Below are 16,376 nucleotides of genomic sequence, written 5' to 3' on the forward strand. Positions count from 1 at the left end.
GCCGCCACAGCGGCTTCCGGGCGCGGCTGCCGGAGGTCCGGAGCGACAGGTATGCGCAAAAGAACCAGGTAAAAATTACGCCGCGAGATCGGCGACGACCGCGTCGAGCACCAGGAAACCGGCCGGTGTGGCCCGCATGCGCGTGTCGCTGAGTCGTTCCACCATGCCGTGCTCGACAAGGTCCGCCACCCGGCGCGGGTCGATCCGGCGGTCGGCGATCGCCTCGTAGCGGGCGAGATCGACGCCCTCGACGAGCCGCAGACCCATCAGCAGGTATTCATCACCCTGTTCTTCCTGGGTCAGGGCGAGATCCTCCACCGTGCCTTCGCCGCGCGCCTCGACCGCCGCAAGCCAGGTTTCGGGGTGGCGCTCGGTCGCGGTGGCGAACTTGCCGTTGCCGCCGCTGAGCCGGCCGTGCGCGCCTGGACCGACGCCGACATAATCGCCATAGCGCCAGTAGACGAGATTGTGCCTGCATTCGGCGCCGGGCACCGCGTGGTTGGAGACCTCATAGGCCGGCATGCCGCGCCCGGCGCAGATGTCCTGGGTCAGGTCGTAGAGATCGGCGGCGGCGTCGACATCGGGAACCACCAGCTTGCCGGCCCGGTGCAGCTCGAAATAGGGCGTGCCCTGCTCGATGGTGAGCTGGTAGAGCGACAGGTGGTCGGCGGCAAGATCGATGGCCTCGTTCAGTTCCCGCCGCCAGGCCGCGCCATCCTGGCCCGGCCGTGCATAGATCAGGTCGAAGGAGATGCGCTCGAAGGTCGAGCGGGCGATACCGATCGCGGTCTTGGCCTGGGCAACGTCGTGCAGCCGGCCGAGGCGGCGCAGATCACCGTCGTTGAGCGCCTGCACGCCGAGCGACAACCGGTTGACGCCGGCCGCGCGGTAGCCGCGAAACCTGTCCGCCTCGACGGAGGACGGGTTGGCTTCCATCGAGACTTCCGCGTCCGGCGCCACGCTCCACAAGCCTGCGATCGCATCGAGCACGCGGCCGACGGTTGCCGGATCCATCAAGGACGGCGTGCCGCCGCCCAGAAAGATCGAATCGACGCGGCGTCCCCGCGTGCGGGCCGCGAAATGGGAAAGCTCGCGCTCGAAGGCAGCGGCAAAACGAGGCTGGTCGACGCCGGCGTGACGGACATGGCTGTTGAAGTCGCAATACGGACACTTGGCCTCGCAGAAGGGCCAGTGCACATAGATGCCGAAACCGCCGTCAACCTTCGCCGTATCAGCCATCACCCCTCCAGGCACCGTGCCGAAAAGTCCGCGAAAGCGAGGGCGCGGTGCGACATGCCCTGCTTTTCCGCCGTCGGCATCTCGCCGAATGTGCGGCTCTCGCCGTCCGGCTGGAACATCGGGTCGTAGCCGAAGCCTCCGCTTCCGCGCGGCGGCCACACGGCTGTTCCATCGACCTCGCCACGGAACATCTCGACATGCCCGTCCGGCCAGGCGAGGCAGAGCACCGCGACGAAGGAAGACCGGCGGTTTTCGGGCGCGGTGGCGCCGGCCGCCTGGAGCTTTTCCTCGATGGTGCGCATCGCCATGGCGAAATCCTTCTCCGGACCCGCCCATCGGGCCGAATAGACGCCGGGATCGCCGTCGAGCGCGGCAACACAGAAACCGCTGTCGTCGGCAAGCGCGGGCAGTCCCGAGACCTCGGCCGCGGCCCGCGCCTTCAATTCCGCATTGGCCTCGAAGGTCGTTCCGGTTTCTTCCGGCTCCGGCAGGTCGAGACTGCCGGCCGAAACGACATCATAGCCGAACGGTGCCATCAGCGCGTCGAACTCGCGCAGCTTGCCGGGATTGTGGCTGGCCAGCACAATACGGCCCGGCGCCAGCCGGCGCGGCACTTGGGTGGATGCGGGCGTGTCGGTCATGCGCGTCTCACAGGATGGCCAGCTTCTGCAGGTCGACCAGCTGGCCGATACCCGCCTTGGCAAGGCCGAGAAGCTGGGCGAATTCCTCCTCGGTGAAGGGCGTGCCCTCGGCCGTGCCCTGGATCTCGACAATGCCGCCGGCTCCGGTCATGACGAAATTGGAGTCCGTCTCGGCTTCCGAATCCTCCGCGTAGTCGAGGTCGAGAACGGCCTGCCCGCCGTGAATGCCGCAGGATATGGCGGCGACATGATCCCTGAGCACCGGTTTGGTGACCATGTCGCGCGCGCGCATCCAGGCGATGCAGTCATGCAGCGCGACCCAGGCGCCGGTGATCGCGGCGGTTCGCGTGCCGCCATCGGCCTGGATGACGTCGCAATCGACCGAGATCTGGCGCTCGCCGAGTGCCGTCAGGTCGACCACGGCGCGCAGCGACCGGCCGATCAGGCGCTGGATCTCCTGGGTGCGTCCCGACTGCTTGCCGGCCGAGGCCTCGCGGCGCATGCGCTCGCCGGTGGCGCGCGGCAGCATGCCGTATTCCGCCGTCACCCAGCCGCGCCCCTGGCCTCGCAGCCAGGGCGGAATGCGCTCCTCGAGACTGGCCGTGCACAACACATGGGTGTCGCCGAACTTGACCAGGCATGAGCCTTCCGCGTGTTTGGAAACGCTCCGCTCCAGCGTCACGGCGCGCAACTCGTCGGCTGCGCGTTTGGATGGCCGCATGTCGATCCCCTTCAAGCCGGTCCCGCAGGGGCGCTGTGCCCGTGCTCCTGTCTGGCGTCCCTCTTAATCCAAGATGGGGCCGGAATGAAATGCCTGTCTGAGCTTTCTCGAACCGCGGGACGCAATGGTGCGCGTCGCGATGGTGTGTTTGCGGTGGGCAATCGCGGCGAAGACGCACTATATTCGCCGCGAGGGGCGAAGCTGCTCGCCCGATTATCCGCGGTCATGACGAAATCCGCCCATGGCCGGCAGCGGCGACGCAAGAGGAAAGACATGCAAGAGGACCGGGGACCGCAAGCGTGACACTCGGCGTGCCATCCGTCAGCCTGAGCGAACTGGACCGGCGTTCGCGCGAAATTTTCCGCGCGATCGTCGAATCGTATCTGGAGACCGGCGAGCCGGTCGGGTCGCGCAATCTGTCCCGCTTGCCGTCCATCCAGCTTTCGCCGGCCTCGATCCGCAACATCATGGCCGACCTGGAACATGCCGGCCTGCTCTATGCACCGCATACATCCGCTGGTCGCATGCCCACCGAGGGCGGTCTGCGTTTTTTCGTCGACGCCTTGCTGGAAGTCGGAGACCTGACGCGCGAGGAGCGCGCCCAGATCGAGATCCAGGTCAAGGCGGCGCGCAGCGAGAGCACCAGCGAACAGTTGCTGACGGAGGCCAGCCAGATGCTGTCCGGCCTGTCGCGCGGCGCCGGCGTGGTCTTCACCCACAAGGGCGATGTGCGCCTGCGCCATGTCGAATTCGTCCGCATCGAGCCGCTGAAGGCGCTGGTCGTGCTGGTCGGCGATGACGGTTCGGTCGAGAACCGGATTGTCGACCTGCCGCCCGGCCTGCCGCAATCGGCGCTGATCGAGGCCTCGAATTATCTGACAAGCCTGATTCGCGGGCGCACCCTTGCCGAGGCGCGGCGCGAGCTGGAGACCCAGCGCGACCGCCACCAGAAGGAACTGGACGAGCTCACCGCCAAGCTGGTCGAAGCGGGCATCGCCCTGCGCGGGGGAACCGGCGGGGATGCCGGTTCGCTGATCGTGCGCGGGCGCTCGAACCTGCTCTCGCATCTGGAGGCGGAACAGGACCTGGAACGCATCCGCCTCCTCTTCGACGATCTGGAGAGCAAGCGCGACCTGATCCAGCTTCTGGCCGCCGCCGAGGGCGGGGAAGGGGTGCGCATCTTCATCGGCTCGGAGAACAAGCTGTTCTCGCTGTCGGGGTCCTCGATCGTCGTTTCCCCCTTCCGGGACCAGGACGAGCGCATCATCGGCGTGCTCGGCGTGATCGGGCCGACCCGCCTCAACTATGCCCGCATCATCCCGATGGTTGACTACACCGCACGCCTGGTCGGCCGGCTGCTGCGCTGACCGGCCCCAATCCCTCAACGGACATTTCATGACGACCCTGACGCCCGCCGAACTCGAACGCTATGCCCGCCACATCGTGTTGCAGGACGTTGGCGGACCGGGGCAGCAGAAGCTCAAGGCGGCCCGGGTGCTGGTCGTGGGCGCCGGCGGTCTTGGCGCGCCGGTGCTGCAATACCTGGCGGCCGCCGGGGTCGGCACGCTCGGCATCGTCGACGACGACACCGTGTCGCTCTCCAATCTTCAGCGCCAGGTGATCCACGACACCGACCAGCTCGGCGAGCCCAAGGTGGCGAGCGCGGCGGAGGCGATCGCCCGGCTCAATCCGCATGTGCGCGTCGAGCCGCATCCGGTGCGCCTGTCGGCGACGAACGCGCTGGCGCTGATCTCGCGCTACGACCTCGTCATCGACGGTTCCGACAATTTCACCACGCGCTATCTTGTCTCCGATGCCTGTTTCTTCGCTGGCAAGCCGCTCATTACGGGCGCCGTCGGCCGCCTCGACGGCTCGCTGACTCTGCTGAAGCCCTACGCGACGGACGCCGAAGGCACGCCCAATCCGACCTATCGCTGCCTGTTTCCCGACCGTCCTGCCGACGGTGCGCTGCCGACCTGCGCGGAAGCCGGGGTGCTTGGCGCCCTGACCGGCATGATCGGCACCATGCAGGCGATGGAGGCGATCAAGGAGATAGCCGGGTTCGGCGAGGGACTCCTCGGCCGGCTGCTGCTCGTCGACGCGCGCTCGATGCGCTTCGAGACCATCCGTTACCGCTGGTCGGCGAAGAACCCGCTGAACGGATCGGCGCCACTGCGCTTCGACGAACTGGCGGGCGCGTGAGAGCCATGTTCGGGATGCGCGCGGCGCCGCTTCCAGAGGCCATCACCGTCGCGCTTGCCGACGGCGAGCAGCGCATCGAGCTGCGTCGCAACGCCAATGCGCGGCGTTACATATTGCGGCTGCCGGCAACGGGCGGCGATCCGGTGCTCACCGTTCCGGCGAAGGGAACGCTTGCCACGGCGCGAGATTTCGCCGAGCGCCAGCGCGACTGGCTCGCGGCACAGCTCGACCGGCGGCCGGACGCCGTCGCCTTTGTCGCGGGAGGGATCGTGCCGCTGCGCGGTGAGCAGCACCGGATTGTCGCTGCCGGGGGCCTCCGCGGTCTCGTACGGATCGGGGAGCAGGCCGGCGAGGCGGTGCTGCATGTGCCGGGCGCGCCGGAGCATCTCGCGCGCCGGCTGACGGACTGGCTGAAGCGCGAGGCGCGCCAGGACCTGGAACGGGCCGTCGAGTTGCACGCCGGCGCGCTGGGGCATCGCCATGCCGGCATCACCTTGCGCGACACGCGCAGCCGCTGGGGCTCGTGCACCTCCGACGGCCGGCTTTCCTTTTCCTGGCGGCTTGTGCTTGCGCCGCCTTTCATCCTCGACTACGTCGCGGCCCACGAGGTTGCCCATCTCGCCGAGATGAACCATGGCCCGCGTTTCTGGGCCCTGTGCCGGCGCTTGGCGCCACGCACCGAGGAGGCGCGTGGCTGGCTCCGCCGGGAGGGCGGCCGCCTGCATCTCTACGGCTAGGTCGCCGACAAGGAACCGGAACAGGCTTCCGCTTGGCGACAGCCCGGCAGCAACCGCACGAGAAGGTGCCCGTCACATGCTCAAGCCCGACACCTGGGCGCTCACCATCCTGCTCGCCTGCCTGACGGCGCTGGGGCCGTTGTCCACGGACATGTACCTGCCGGCGCTGCCGGCGATCCTGCGTGATCTCGACACGGTGCATGCCTCGGTGCAACTGACCCTGTCCGTGTTCCTGGTCGGCTTCGCCGTCGGCCAGATCTTCTATGGTCCGCTCGCCGACCGGCTGGGGCGCAAGCCGGTGTTGATGACGGGGCTCGCGATTTACGCGGGCGCGTGCCTTGCCTGCACCCTGGCTCCGACGGTCGAGGTGCTGATCGGTGCGCGCTTCCTCCAGGCATTCGGGGCGGCGGGGCCGGTCGTCCTCGCCCGAGCCATCGTGCGCGATCTCTACGAGGGCCCCCGGGCCGGCCAGGAACTCGCCCGGATGGGCTCGATCATGGGACTGGCTCCGGCCGTTGCCCCCTTCTTCGGCGGACTGATCGCTGCGGCCGGCGGTTGGCGGCTGGTGTTTCTCGTGTCGCTCGCCTTTGCCGCCGCGGTGCTGGTCGCGATCTGGCGGCGTCTGCCGGAAACGATCCGGGCCCGCGAGACCGCGCCGTTCTCCGCGCGGGCGCTGGTCTCCGCCTTTGCCGGCCTGCTGCGCCACAGGGTGTTCGCGGCCCATCTGGCGATCGTCACGCTGACCTATTCCGGCCTGTTCGCGTTCATTTCCGGCTCGTCCTTCGTCCTGCAGGACATTTTTGGCCTGAGCCCTGCAGGTTTCGGCATCGCGTTCGGCATCTGTGCGCTCGCCTATGTGGCCGGCACGCTCGCGGGGCAGCGGCTGGCGCCGAAAAAGGGCGCGGAGACGACGATCCTGGCCGGCTGTCTGCTGATGGGGACGGCCGGCGCGGCCATGATCGCGGCGGTGTTCCTCGCGCCTTCGATGCCTGCCGTCGTGCTGCCGATGATGCTCTACATGGCCGGCGTCGGGCTCGCCATGCCGCAGGCCCAGGCAGCCGCGCTGATGCCCTTTCCCGGGCGCGCGGGAACAGCCTCGTCGCTGATGGGCATCTGTCAGATGAGCGTAGCCGCGCTGGTCGGTATCCTTGTCGGCATGACCCACGGCGGCACGGCCCTGCCGCTGGCCCTGATCATCGCCGCCAACGGCGTGGGCGCCGCACTTGTCTTTCTCGCAACAGCCCGGGCAAGGGCGGCTGGCGTGTAGCCTGGAACCCTAACCGCCGAAGATCCGGTTGAGCAGGTCGAGCGGTCCGCCGCCGCCCTCGCCGTCGCGCATCGGCGGCAGGCGGCGGGCGGGGTCGCCTTCCGCGGGAATGTCGCGCATCGGCATGTCGAGCGGCGCGGCCGGTTCCGCCACCTGGACGGGGCGGTCGGAAATGCCGGGAAGGCCGGCGACCGGCAGGCCCTGGTGACCGGCCGACATCACGTCCTTCCAGATCTTTGCCGGCAGCGACCCGCCGGTTGCCCGCTTGGTCGGCGAATTGTCGTCATTGCCGAGCCAGACGGCGGTGGTCATGCTGCCGGTGTAGCCGATGAACCAGCCGTCACGGAAATCCTGGCTGGTGCCCGTCTTGCCGCCGGCCGGACGACCGGCAAGATGCGCCGCCTTGCCCGTGCCAGTCATCAGGGTCTCGCCCATCATCATGTTCATGTCCGACAGGGTCCGGTGGTCGATCACCCGACCGCCGCCATCGCCCTTGCGGGCATAGAGCAGCTTGCCGTCCATCGTGCGGATCGAGCGGATGACATGCGGTACGACCGCGTGGCCGCCGTTGGAAAAGGGCACATAGGCGGCGGCGATTTCCAGCGGCGTCACTTCCGAGGTGCCGAGCGAGATCGACAGGTTGGAGGCAAGCGGCGAGGAAATGCCGAGCTTGCGCGCCGTGCGGATGATCGCCTTCGGGCCGACCTCGTTGGCAAGGCGCGCGGCGACCGTGTTGAGCGACAGCGACAGGGCTTCCGTCAACGTCACCGGTCCGCGATAGGATTTGGAATAGTTTTGCGGCGCCCACTTGCCGATCTTGACCGGAGCGTCCTGGCGCACGGTGCCGGGCGTCAGGCCGCGTTCCAGCGCCGCCAGGTAGACGAACGGCTTGAAGGCCGAACCCGGCTGGCGGCGGGCATTGACGGCGCGGTTGAACTGGCTGCGGGAATAGTCGCGCCCCCCCACCAGCGCCTTGACCGCGCCGGAACCGTCGAGCGTCACCACCGCGCCCTGGCCGACGCCGCGCTTGGCGCCTTCCTCGTCAAGCGCCCGGCGCAGTGCGTCCTCGGCGATGATTTGCAGGCCCAGGTCGATGGTCGTGTCGACGATGATGTCGGCATCGACGGCGCCGACATAACCCGGGAGCCGCTCCATCACCCAGTCGGCGACGTAGTTCTCGCTGGCCGAGGTGTGGTGGGTGACGACACGCATCGGCGCGGCGATGGCGTCGGTCGCCTCGCGCTCGGTGAGATAGCCCTCCTCGGCCATTGCGCCGAGAACGGTCGCGGCGCGCTCCGCGGCAAGGTCCGGATTGCGGGTCGGGGCATAGCGCGACGGCGCCTTCAGCAATCCGGCGAGCGTTGCCGCCTCGGCGATGCTGACGAGGCGGGCGGACTTGCCGAAATAGCGCCGCGCCGCGCCATCGACGCCGTAGGCGCCGGCGCCGAAATAGACCCGGTTGAGATACATCTCCAGGATTTCGTCCTTGGAGTAGCTGGCTTCCAGCCAGATCGCCAGGACCGCCTCCTGCACCTTGCGCTTCAAGGTCCGGTCGGGTTCGAGGAAGAGGTTCTTGGCGAGCTGCTGCGTCAGCGTCGAGCCGCCCTGCACGAGCCGTCCTGAGGTGATGTTGGTGAACACGGCGCGGGCAAGGCCGAGCGGATCGAGACCGAAATGCGAGCGGAAGCGCCGGTCCTCGATGGCAATCACCGCCTGCGGGAGATAGGGCGGCAACTGTTCCAGGCGCACCGCCTCGCCGCCGGTGTCGCCGCGATTTGCCATCAATGTGCCGTCGGCCGCGACAATACGGACATTGGGCGGGCGCTGCGGCACCTTCCATTCCGAGGTCGGTGGCAGGTAGGCGGCGTAATAGATGAGCACGCCGGCGCCGCCGATGCCGGCCCAGATGCACAGCACGAAGCCCCAGTAGACCGCCCGGCGGATCAGCCCGACAAGTCCGCCGCGCCGACGCCTTGCCTTCCCCTTTCGGCCGCCGCCGCGCGGCGGGCGGCCATTGCCGCCGGAGCGACCCTTTGTCTCCGCGTCGCCCTTCCGTCCGCGGGACGCACGCTGCCGGGACGGCTTGCCGCCGGCCGCCGGCCTGTCCGCGCCCGTCAGCCGCATGTCGAGCGTGCCGGCCTCGGGTCCATCGAGGCGCGGCTCCACGCGCGGTTCGCGCCGTTTTCCGGTTGACGGTCCTCGTGCCATGCCTGCGGTCTGCGTCTTCCCTTGGGAGCGAAAGGCTCCTTTGTCCCTCGTGTCGGGGTGAAGCTTAAATGCGGCAATTTAAGGGGGTGTTAAGTCTGACGCACCGCGCCCGGGGCGGGCTCCCGCGCGGCTTTACAGGCAGGGGCGCGGCGGGCTACGCCTGAAGACCGAAATCGCCACCGGCAAGGTGCGCAGGAGAGGATCAGGGGACGAGACGGCATGGCGAAGGGATACTGGGTGGCGCGGGTCGATGTGACGGACGCCGACGCTTACAAGGCGTACATCGCGGCCAACGCGGAGGCGTTTCACGCCTATGGCGCCCGCTTCATCGTGCGGGGCGGCCGGTTCGAGTGCAAGGAGGGCGCGGCGCGGGCGCGCAATGTCGTCATCGAGTTCGACAGCTATGAAAAGGCACTCGAATGCTACGAGAGCGAGGCCTATGGGCGCGCGATGTCGCTGCGCCTTGGGCAGGCTGTCTCCGACCTGGTCATCATCGAGGGTTACGACGGCCCGCAACCGTGACCCGGTCGGCCGGCGCTTTCGTCGTGCGTCCGGTGGAACGCCCGGAGGTCGATGCATTGCATGCATTGTGGCAGGCGGCCGACGATCGCGGCGACTGGCGGCCGGCCTCCGGTGGCCAGGGGCTTGTCGAGGAACTCGACATCCTCGCCTCGGAAGGGCGGGTCTGGGCGGCCTTCCAGCGGGGCCTTCCGGTCGCGCTTGCCGCCGCAGGCGATCTGGACGGGGCCTTGTGGCTGTCGGTGTTCGGCGTATCGCGGACCTGCCGGGGACGCGGACTGGCGAGCTCGCTTCTGGCGGCCGTCCTCGGCTATGGGCAATGGGCCCAGTATCCGGCGCTGGTGGTGCTGGCGCCGAAAGGCGAAAACGCCTTTCTGGAACGGGTCGGATTCATGCGGCTCGACGGCGAGCGGCTTGCAGGAGGCGTCCGTGCGCTGGCCCGTTCGCGCGATCTGGCGGTCTGGGTCCGGCGGATCTGACACCGCTGCGGCAGATCGGCTACTGGCTGGCGTAACGTCCGGCGTCTGCCCCGTAATGGTTGACATAGCGGCTGTTCAGCGCCTGCACCGGCATGACGATCAGCACGTCCGTTGTGCCGAACTGGTGGTCAACCACGGCGCCGTCGCCGATATAGGCGCCGAGCCGCAGGTAGCCCTTGATCAGCGGCGGCAATTCACGCAGGGCCTGGCGCTCGTTGACCTCGGCCCGTGGCAGGCGGTTCATGTCGACATAGCGGGCGTCGAGTGCCCGCACGCGCCATTCCTCCGGTGCCCGCGCATTGTGGTGCAGGAAGGCCAGTTGGGAGGCCAGACGCTCGGGATCGGTGCCTTCGATCGAGGCGCAGCCGACCATCACGTCGATGCGGTGCATCAGCACGTAGGCCCAGATACCGTGCCAGAGCAGCTCCACAGTGCGCTTGGTGCGGTAGGGCTTGAGGACGCAGGAGCGACCAAGTTCCAGGAATTGCAGGCGCGGATGGGCGTCCACCAGCGACTGGATGTCGAATTCGCTGGCCGTGTAGAAGCCGGCATGGCGCTCGGCGACATCCTGGCGCAGCAGCCGGTAGGTGCCCACGATCCGGGGTTTGCGCCGGCCGAGCGCGTTGCGCTCCGTTGTCTCGTGATCCAGCACCAGAAGATGGTCGCAGATCGTGTCATAGGCGTCGACGTCGCGGCCGAGTGTCGCGGTGTGCGGGTCGGCGACCGCCGACATCTCCTCGTAGAAAACGTGGTAGCGCAGCTCCTGCGCCTTGCGGATCTCCTTGGCGGTGCGCGCCAGGCGAACCTCGAGGGGACCGATGCGGCCGAGACTTGGCGTATGACGACCGGCGGGAGCGGTCTTGGTGCCCGGAAGCCAGGCGTGGCGCAAGGCTGCGCCGGCCGCTGCGGGAACGAACTTGCGCACAAGACTGCGCGGCGACAAAAGTGCGTTCCTTGTCATGGCCCCGATGCCTTCCCTGACTGCCCCCGAGCGGATGCTTCCAAGGCATCCCGCTTATGATTATCTCGGCTGCCCTCGTCCGTTTTGCAAGTCACCCGGTTAAGGAGCCGAATGCGGACGGACATGCCGGATCGCGCGATCAATCGCGTCGAGCGTGCCGTAGATCATACTTTCCCGACACTTGCGTGACAATTGACGATGTTTTTGACAAGCCGGCGTCAGAACCGGCTGGAGCCCCGTTCCCGGGTGATGCGCCGGCTCAGGAGATCAGGGTCGAGAGGCTTGGCGAAAACCGCGTCGGCGCCCGCGGCAAGCGCGGCCTCCTCGGCGTCCGGGGTCACATCGGCGGTTACCGCGAACACCGGAATGCGCGACCATTTGCCGTCGTGCTCCAACGCGCGGAACCGTCGGATCGCGGTGACCCCGTCGACGACCGGCATGTGAAGATCCATCAGGATCAGGTCGAAACCGCCGTCCGCGGCCACGTCCAGGGCTTCCGCCCCGTCGCCCACGACGACCGGCTCGTGGCCGAGCTTGCGCAGCAAGGCTTCGCTCAGCATCCGGTTGATGTCGTTGTCATCGGCAACCAGAACCCGCAACGGTCGCGCGGGTGATGACGCCGTGTTCGTGTCCTCCGCGTCCGGTGCCTGGCCGGCGACATGCGTCGTTCCGCTCGCCTGCTCCCAGGGACACCATTCGCTCTCGTGGCCCAGCAGGGTGTGGGCCAACTTCACCAGCGATGCGGAGCGTACGGGGCGAATCAGATAGCCGCCGAAGCCGGCCTCGCGCAGGCGCGGCAACCGGTCACGGTCGGCGGGCGCTATGAGGGCCGCGGCCGGCGCCTGGACCCCGACGGCGCGGGCACCGGCGAGCCAGGCTCCGGCATCGGCCACGCAGCCTGGATCGAGCAACACGAGATCGGCGGCAAGCAGCTTTTCGTCGCCGGTTTCGTCGCCGGGCGTTACCAGCGCGACCTGCGCGCCATGCGCCTTCAGCGACCGTGCGGCGAGTGGCGCCTCGATCCGGCTGGCCGAGACGATGACAACCTGCGCCGCGCCGAGATCGGCGAGGCCGTCCGGTGCGTCCTCGATCACCTCGAGGGGCAGTTCGACGCGGAAACAGGCGCCCTTGCCGGGATCCGAGTGTGCCGTGACGTCGCCGCCCATCAACCGCGCCAGCCGGCGCGAGATGGCCAGTCCGAGGCCAGCCCCGTCGAAACGGCGCGCCGGTCCATGGTCGACCTGTTCGAATTCCTCGAACAGGCGCTCGCCTTCGCCTGCGGCGAACCCGATGCCCGTGTCGCGCACGGCGATCGCGAACCTGGGTGTCCCGGAAGCGTCGGCCGAGACGGTTTCGATCGATACCTCGACGCCTCCGGTCTCCGTGAACTTGAGGCCGTTGCCGGCAAGGTTGAACAGGATCTGGCGCAACCGGGTCGGATCGATGGAAATGCGTCGCGGCATGTCGGGCGCGATGAAGCAGCCGATCTCAAGTCCCTTCGACTGCGCGCGCGGTCCCAGAAGTTCCACGACACCCTCGGCAAGCGATGCGATCTCGACCTCGTCGGGGACAAGGTCGAGCCGTCCGGCTTCGATTCGCGAGAGGTCGAGCACCTCGCTGATCAGGAGCAGCAGGATTTCGCCGGAGCTTCGAACCGCCTCCACATAGCTGCGCTGCTCGGCGGTCAGCCGTGTGTCGCACAGCAGTCCGGCCATGCCGAGAATGCCGTTGAGCGGCGTGCGGATCTCGTGGCTGACAGTGGCCAGGAAACGGCTTTTCGAGGCGCTCGCGATTTCGGCCTGGTTGCGGGCGGCAACGAGGGCGTCCTCGATGCCGCGCCGGTCCGACACGTCGCGCAGCATGGTCTGGATCAACGGTTCGCCGCTCTTGCCGTCACGCACCGCGACGTCGCGGCGCGCGAACCACCTGGCCCCGTTGGCGGTCTCGATGAGGATGTCGCCGCTGCTCGTCTCGGCTGGGCCGGCAAGCGGTTCACGGGCCGTACGATCCGCATTGCCGTGCAGCGCCGCGGCCAGTCCTTCCGGAAATAGCCCCTGTGCGGCGTCATTGGCGTAGACGATCTCTCCGCCGACGCGCCACCGGGTGACGACGTCGCCGAGTGTGTCGAGCACGTCGCGCAGGCGTGCGTCGCTTTCCTTCAGCCGCCAGGTCTCGTCACGCAGGCGTTCGTTGTCTCGGGCAAGCGACAGCCTCTCGCGGACCAGCGCATCGATCCGCGCCGAGGCGTCGGCAAGCGCCTGTCGGTCGCTGCGGCGGCGGGCCTCGAGCGCGCTGAACACTCCGGTCGCCAGCCCGGTTAGCGCAAGCGCCGTGCCGGCAACGGTAAGGCGCAGCGTCTCCGGCACCACCGCCACGACGAGAGCCGCGCCGCCAACGAAGGCTGCGAAGGAGACGGCGACAAGCACAAGGCCGCCAAGAACGCCGGCAAGGGTGCGCGGTGCGGCGAGCGCCGAAGCCTCGCCCGCACGGGCCTCGATGCGCTCAGATGCGGTCGTTCCGGTGTCGCGTTGCTCCGCACGGTCATGGCGTTTCGGGGCGGCCACCTGCTCTCCTCGTCAATCGGTTGGTCCGCGCAAGGCACACGAACCTGTCCATTTTCGGCGGGAGAGATTGAGAAACCGTTGCGGCAAAAGGCCTTGAGTGGGGCGGACTACCTGGAACCGGCGGCCGATGCGCCCGCAAGCGGGCGCATCACGCTCCCCGGAGCAACCGTCGCTCGCCCTCGACCAGATCGCCAAGGATCCCGGCCGCCAGCTCGAAGGACCGCACCCGGGCTGCGTGGTCATGGATCATTCCGGTGACGATCAACTCGTCGGGCCGGTAGCGATCGAGGATCGCAGCCAGCTCGCGCCGGACGGTTTCGGGCGATCCGGTGGCCGACACGCTAAGGGCCTGGTCGACCTGCGCAAGGACGTGGGGCGGGATCTCGGCACCAACGTCCTCGACCGGGGCGGGCAGCTTTCCAGGATGCCCGGTGCGGAGCCGAGCGAAGGAGAGTATCTGCGAGGATCGAAGATAGCGGGCCTCGGCATCCGTGTCGGCAACGAAGACGCCGGCGGCGATCATCACGCGCGGTTCGGCAAGCTGTTCCGAGGGCCGGAATGTGCTGCGGTAGACGGCAAGCGCCTCCTCCAGCATCGCCGGCGCGAAATGGGAAGCGAAGGCGTAGGGCAGGCCGAAAGCGGCTGCAAGCTGTGCGCCGTAAAGGCTTGAACCGAGGATCCAGACCGGCACGTTGGTGCCCTCGCCGGGAATGGCGCGCACCGGCCCGCCTTCCGACGGGTCGCCGAGATAGGCGATGAGATCGACGACGTCCTGCGGGAAGTTGTCCTCGCCCGCCATGTGCCGGCGCAGCGCCCGGGCCGTTGCCAGGTCCGTTCCCGGCGCGCGTCCGAGACCCAGATCGATCCGCCCGGGAAACAGCGTCGCCAGCGTGCCGAACTGCTCGGCGATGACCAGCGGCGCATGGTTGGGCAGCATGATGCCGCCTGCCCCGACGCGGATGGTCTTCGTCGCCGCCGCCACCTGGCCGATGACGACGGACGTGGCCGCGCTGGCGATGCCCGGCATGTTGTGGTGCTCGGCGAGCCAGTAGCGGTGATAGCCGGCGGCTTCCGCCTTGCGGGCCAGATCGATGGTGTTGGCAAGCGCGTCGGCCGACGTCTTGCCTTCCGGCACGGGGGCCAGATCGAGAAGGGAATAATGGTGCATGAGGATCTCCGTTGGATCCTCATTTAGGATGCGGCGGCCCAGCAGCCAAGGGCGGAGGGGGCGCTCAGGCCGCCCGGCGTTCCAGACTGGCGCCCCGATAGCTGAGCGCTTCGGCCAGATGCAGGCGCGAGACGGTTTCCGCGCCGTCCAGATCGGCCAGCGTGCGGGCGACCTTGAGCACCCGGTGATAGCCGCGCGCCGAGAGCTGCAGGGCGTCGGCCGCGCCCTGCAGGAGCTCCATCCCGGCGGCATCGGGAGCCGCGACCTGCTCGATCAGCCGTGCGCCTGCCTGCGCATTGGTGCGCGCCGAAACGCCGAGGACGGAATACCGTTGCGTCTGCCTTTGCCGCGCCGCCGCCACGCGGCCGGCGACGGCGCTTGAGCTTTCCGCGTCTGCCGGCCGGATCAGGTCGGCGGCGGAGACCGCCGGAACCTCGATGCGCAGGTCGAGCCGGTCGAGCAGCGGGCCCGACAGGCGCGACTGGTACTCGCTCGCACAGCGTTCGCCCCGCCGGCATGTGTGGCCGGGTTCGCCCGCATGGCCGCAGCGGCAGGGGTTCATCGCCGCGATCAGCTGAACGCGCGAGGGATAGCTGGTGCGGTGGTTGGCGCGCACGATGACCGTCTCGCCGCTTTCCAGCGGCTGCCGCAGGCTGTCGAGCACCTGGGGGTGGAACTCGGGCAACTCGTCGAGGAACAGCACGCCGTTGTGCGCAAGCGAGACTTCGCCGGGTCGGGCCCGGATGCCGCCGCCGACAAGCGCTGCCATGGAGGCGGAATGATGCGGCGCGCGAAACGGTCGCCGGTCGGTCAGCCGTCCGTCCGCCAGTTCGCCGGCGATCGAGGAGATCATCGAGACCTCCAGCAACTCCTTCGGGCTGAGCGGCGGCAGGATCGACGGCAGACGGGTGGCGAGCATCGACTTGCCGGCGCCCGGCGGTCCGATCATCAGCAGGTTGTGGCCGCCGCCGGCCGCGATCTCAAGCGCGCGCTTGGCGGTCTCCTGGCCGCGTACCTCCGAAAGGTCCGGCAGCACTGCAGGGTCGGCGTTCAGCTTCGGCGCGGGACGCGACAGCATCTGCGTGCCCTTGAAGTGGTTGGCGAGCTGGATCAGCGAGACCGGTGCGAGCAGGTCCATCTCCGGATCGGCCCAGGCGGCCTCCGCACCGCAGGTCGCCGGGCAGATAAGGCCCTTGGACAGTGTGTTGGCGCCGATCGCCGCCGGCAGCACACCGGCGACGGCCGTGATCGTGCCGTCCAGCGCCAGTTCGCCAAGCACGACATAGCGCTCCAGCTCGGCGGCCGGTACCGCGCCCATGGCAGCCATCAGCGCCAGCGCGATCGGCAGGTCGAAATGCGATCCTTCCTTGGGAAGGTCGGCGGGGGCAAGGTTGACGGTGACGCGCTTGGCCGGCAGCGACAGGCCTGATGCCAGCAAGGCGGAACGCACCCGCTCGCGGCTTTCGCCGACCGCCTTGTCCGGCAGGCCGACAATCGTGAAGGCGACCTGGCCGGGGCCGATCTGCACCTGCACATCGACAGGTTGCGCCTCGATCCCCTGGAACGCGACCGTCGTGACCCGCGAAACCATCGCCCCTCCCGCCTCCGTAGCCTTGCGCGCGACCGGCGCAACTGGACTGGATGCAACTTAGCGCAACCGGAAGTCGGTC

Annotated in this window: 14 protein-coding genes; 6 read left to right on the plus strand and 8 right to left on the minus strand. The window is 68.5% G+C overall.

Annotated features, from left to right (window positions below; translation table 11 throughout):
• Nucleotides 1-75 precede the first annotated feature (75 nt).
• Genes hemW through rph form a run of 3 tightly spaced genes read right to left on the minus strand, consistent with a single transcriptional unit; the run spans nucleotide 76 to nucleotide 2,601 of the window.
• Complete coding sequence (hemW, locus tag RBB46_RS04795; RefSeq protein ID WP_306027761.1) at nucleotides 76-1,239, minus strand: radical SAM family heme chaperone HemW; 1,164 nt, start codon at nucleotides 1,237-1,239, stop codon at nucleotides 76-78.
• Nucleotides 1,239-1,880 carry an RdgB/HAM1 family non-canonical purine NTP pyrophosphatase gene (gene rdgB, locus RBB46_RS04800; protein ID WP_306027762.1) on the minus strand — a complete coding sequence of 214 codons (642 nt, stop codon included), beginning with the start codon at nucleotides 1,878-1,880 and terminating at the stop codon, nucleotides 1,239-1,241. Before rdgB ends, hemW begins: the two co-directional genes overlap by 1 nt.
• A 7-nt stretch (nucleotides 1,881-1,887) precedes the next feature.
• Nucleotides 1,888-2,601: a ribonuclease PH gene (gene rph / locus RBB46_RS04805; RefSeq protein WP_306027763.1), complete on the minus strand. Its 714-nt coding sequence runs from the start codon at nucleotides 2,599-2,601 to the stop codon at nucleotides 1,888-1,890.
• A 299-nt stretch (nucleotides 2,602-2,900) separates the two neighbouring features.
• Here rph and hrcA point away from each other — a divergent pair, with 299 nt between their 5' ends.
• From hrcA to RBB46_RS04825, 4 genes are all read left to right on the plus strand, one after another.
• Nucleotides 2,901-3,968, plus strand: coding sequence for a heat-inducible transcriptional repressor HrcA (gene hrcA, locus RBB46_RS04810; RefSeq protein ID WP_306027764.1), 1,068 nt, complete (start codon nucleotides 2,901-2,903; stop codon nucleotides 3,966-3,968).
• Nucleotides 3,969-3,996: 28 nt separating this feature from the next.
• Nucleotides 3,997-4,803, plus strand: a complete 807-nt coding sequence (moeB, locus tag RBB46_RS04815; RefSeq protein ID WP_306027765.1) for a molybdopterin-synthase adenylyltransferase MoeB — start codon at nucleotides 3,997-3,999, stop codon at nucleotides 4,801-4,803.
• Nucleotides 4,804-4,808: 5 nt separating this feature from the next.
• Nucleotides 4,809-5,540, plus strand: coding sequence for a M48 family metallopeptidase (locus tag RBB46_RS04820; RefSeq protein WP_306027766.1), 732 nt, complete (start codon nucleotides 4,809-4,811; stop codon nucleotides 5,538-5,540).
• Nucleotides 5,541-5,616: 76 nt separating this feature from the next.
• On the plus strand, nucleotides 5,617-6,807 hold the full coding sequence (locus RBB46_RS04825) for a multidrug effflux MFS transporter (RefSeq protein WP_306027767.1): 1,191 nt from the start codon (nucleotides 5,617-5,619) through the stop codon (nucleotides 6,805-6,807).
• 9 nt (nucleotides 6,808-6,816) lie between these two features.
• On the opposite strand, the gene RBB46_RS04830 is transcribed toward RBB46_RS04825, so the two are convergent.
• Nucleotides 6,817-9,015, minus strand: coding sequence for a transglycosylase domain-containing protein (locus RBB46_RS04830; protein WP_306027768.1), 2,199 nt, complete (start codon nucleotides 9,013-9,015; stop codon nucleotides 6,817-6,819).
• A 219-nt stretch (nucleotides 9,016-9,234) separates the two neighbouring features.
• Here RBB46_RS04830 and RBB46_RS04835 point away from each other — a divergent pair, with 219 nt between their 5' ends.
• Together RBB46_RS04835 and RBB46_RS04840 are read left to right on the plus strand one after the other, a co-directional pair.
• Entirely contained in the window at nucleotides 9,235-9,537 is a 303-nt protein-coding gene (locus RBB46_RS04835; protein ID WP_306027769.1) for a DUF1330 domain-containing protein, read from the plus strand.
• Nucleotides 9,534-10,013 (plus strand): GNAT family N-acetyltransferase, encoded by a 480-nt coding sequence (locus RBB46_RS04840; RefSeq protein WP_306027770.1) that lies wholly within the window; start codon nucleotides 9,534-9,536, stop codon nucleotides 10,011-10,013. The genes RBB46_RS04835 and RBB46_RS04840 overlap by 4 nt, the downstream gene beginning before the upstream one ends.
• Before the next feature lie 19 nt (nucleotides 10,014-10,032).
• Here RBB46_RS04840 and RBB46_RS04845 read toward each other — a convergent pair whose 3' ends face one another.
• From RBB46_RS04845 to RBB46_RS04860, 4 genes are all read right to left on the minus strand, one after another.
• A complete protein-coding gene (locus RBB46_RS04845) occupies nucleotides 10,033-10,974 on the minus strand; it encodes a GNAT family N-acetyltransferase (protein ID WP_306027771.1) in 942 nt (313 codons plus the stop codon).
• 218 nt (nucleotides 10,975-11,192) lie between these two features.
• Complete coding sequence (locus tag RBB46_RS04850) at nucleotides 11,193-13,538, minus strand: ATP-binding protein (protein ID WP_306027772.1); 2,346 nt, start codon at nucleotides 13,536-13,538, stop codon at nucleotides 11,193-11,195.
• 148 nt (nucleotides 13,539-13,686) lie between these two features.
• Nucleotides 13,687-14,706 (minus strand): LLM class flavin-dependent oxidoreductase, encoded by a 1,020-nt coding sequence (locus RBB46_RS04855; protein WP_306027773.1) that lies wholly within the window; start codon nucleotides 14,704-14,706, stop codon nucleotides 13,687-13,689.
• A gap of 64 nt (nucleotides 14,707-14,770) precedes the next feature.
• A complete protein-coding gene (locus RBB46_RS04860) occupies nucleotides 14,771-16,297 on the minus strand; it encodes a YifB family Mg chelatase-like AAA ATPase (RefSeq protein WP_306027774.1) in 1,527 nt (508 codons plus the stop codon).
• Nucleotides 16,298-16,376: the final 79 nt, after the last annotated feature.

This window comes from Stappia sp. MMSF_3263 (assembly GCF_030733745.1).
Classification (GTDB): domain Bacteria; phylum Pseudomonadota; class Alphaproteobacteria; order Rhizobiales; family Stappiaceae; genus Stappia.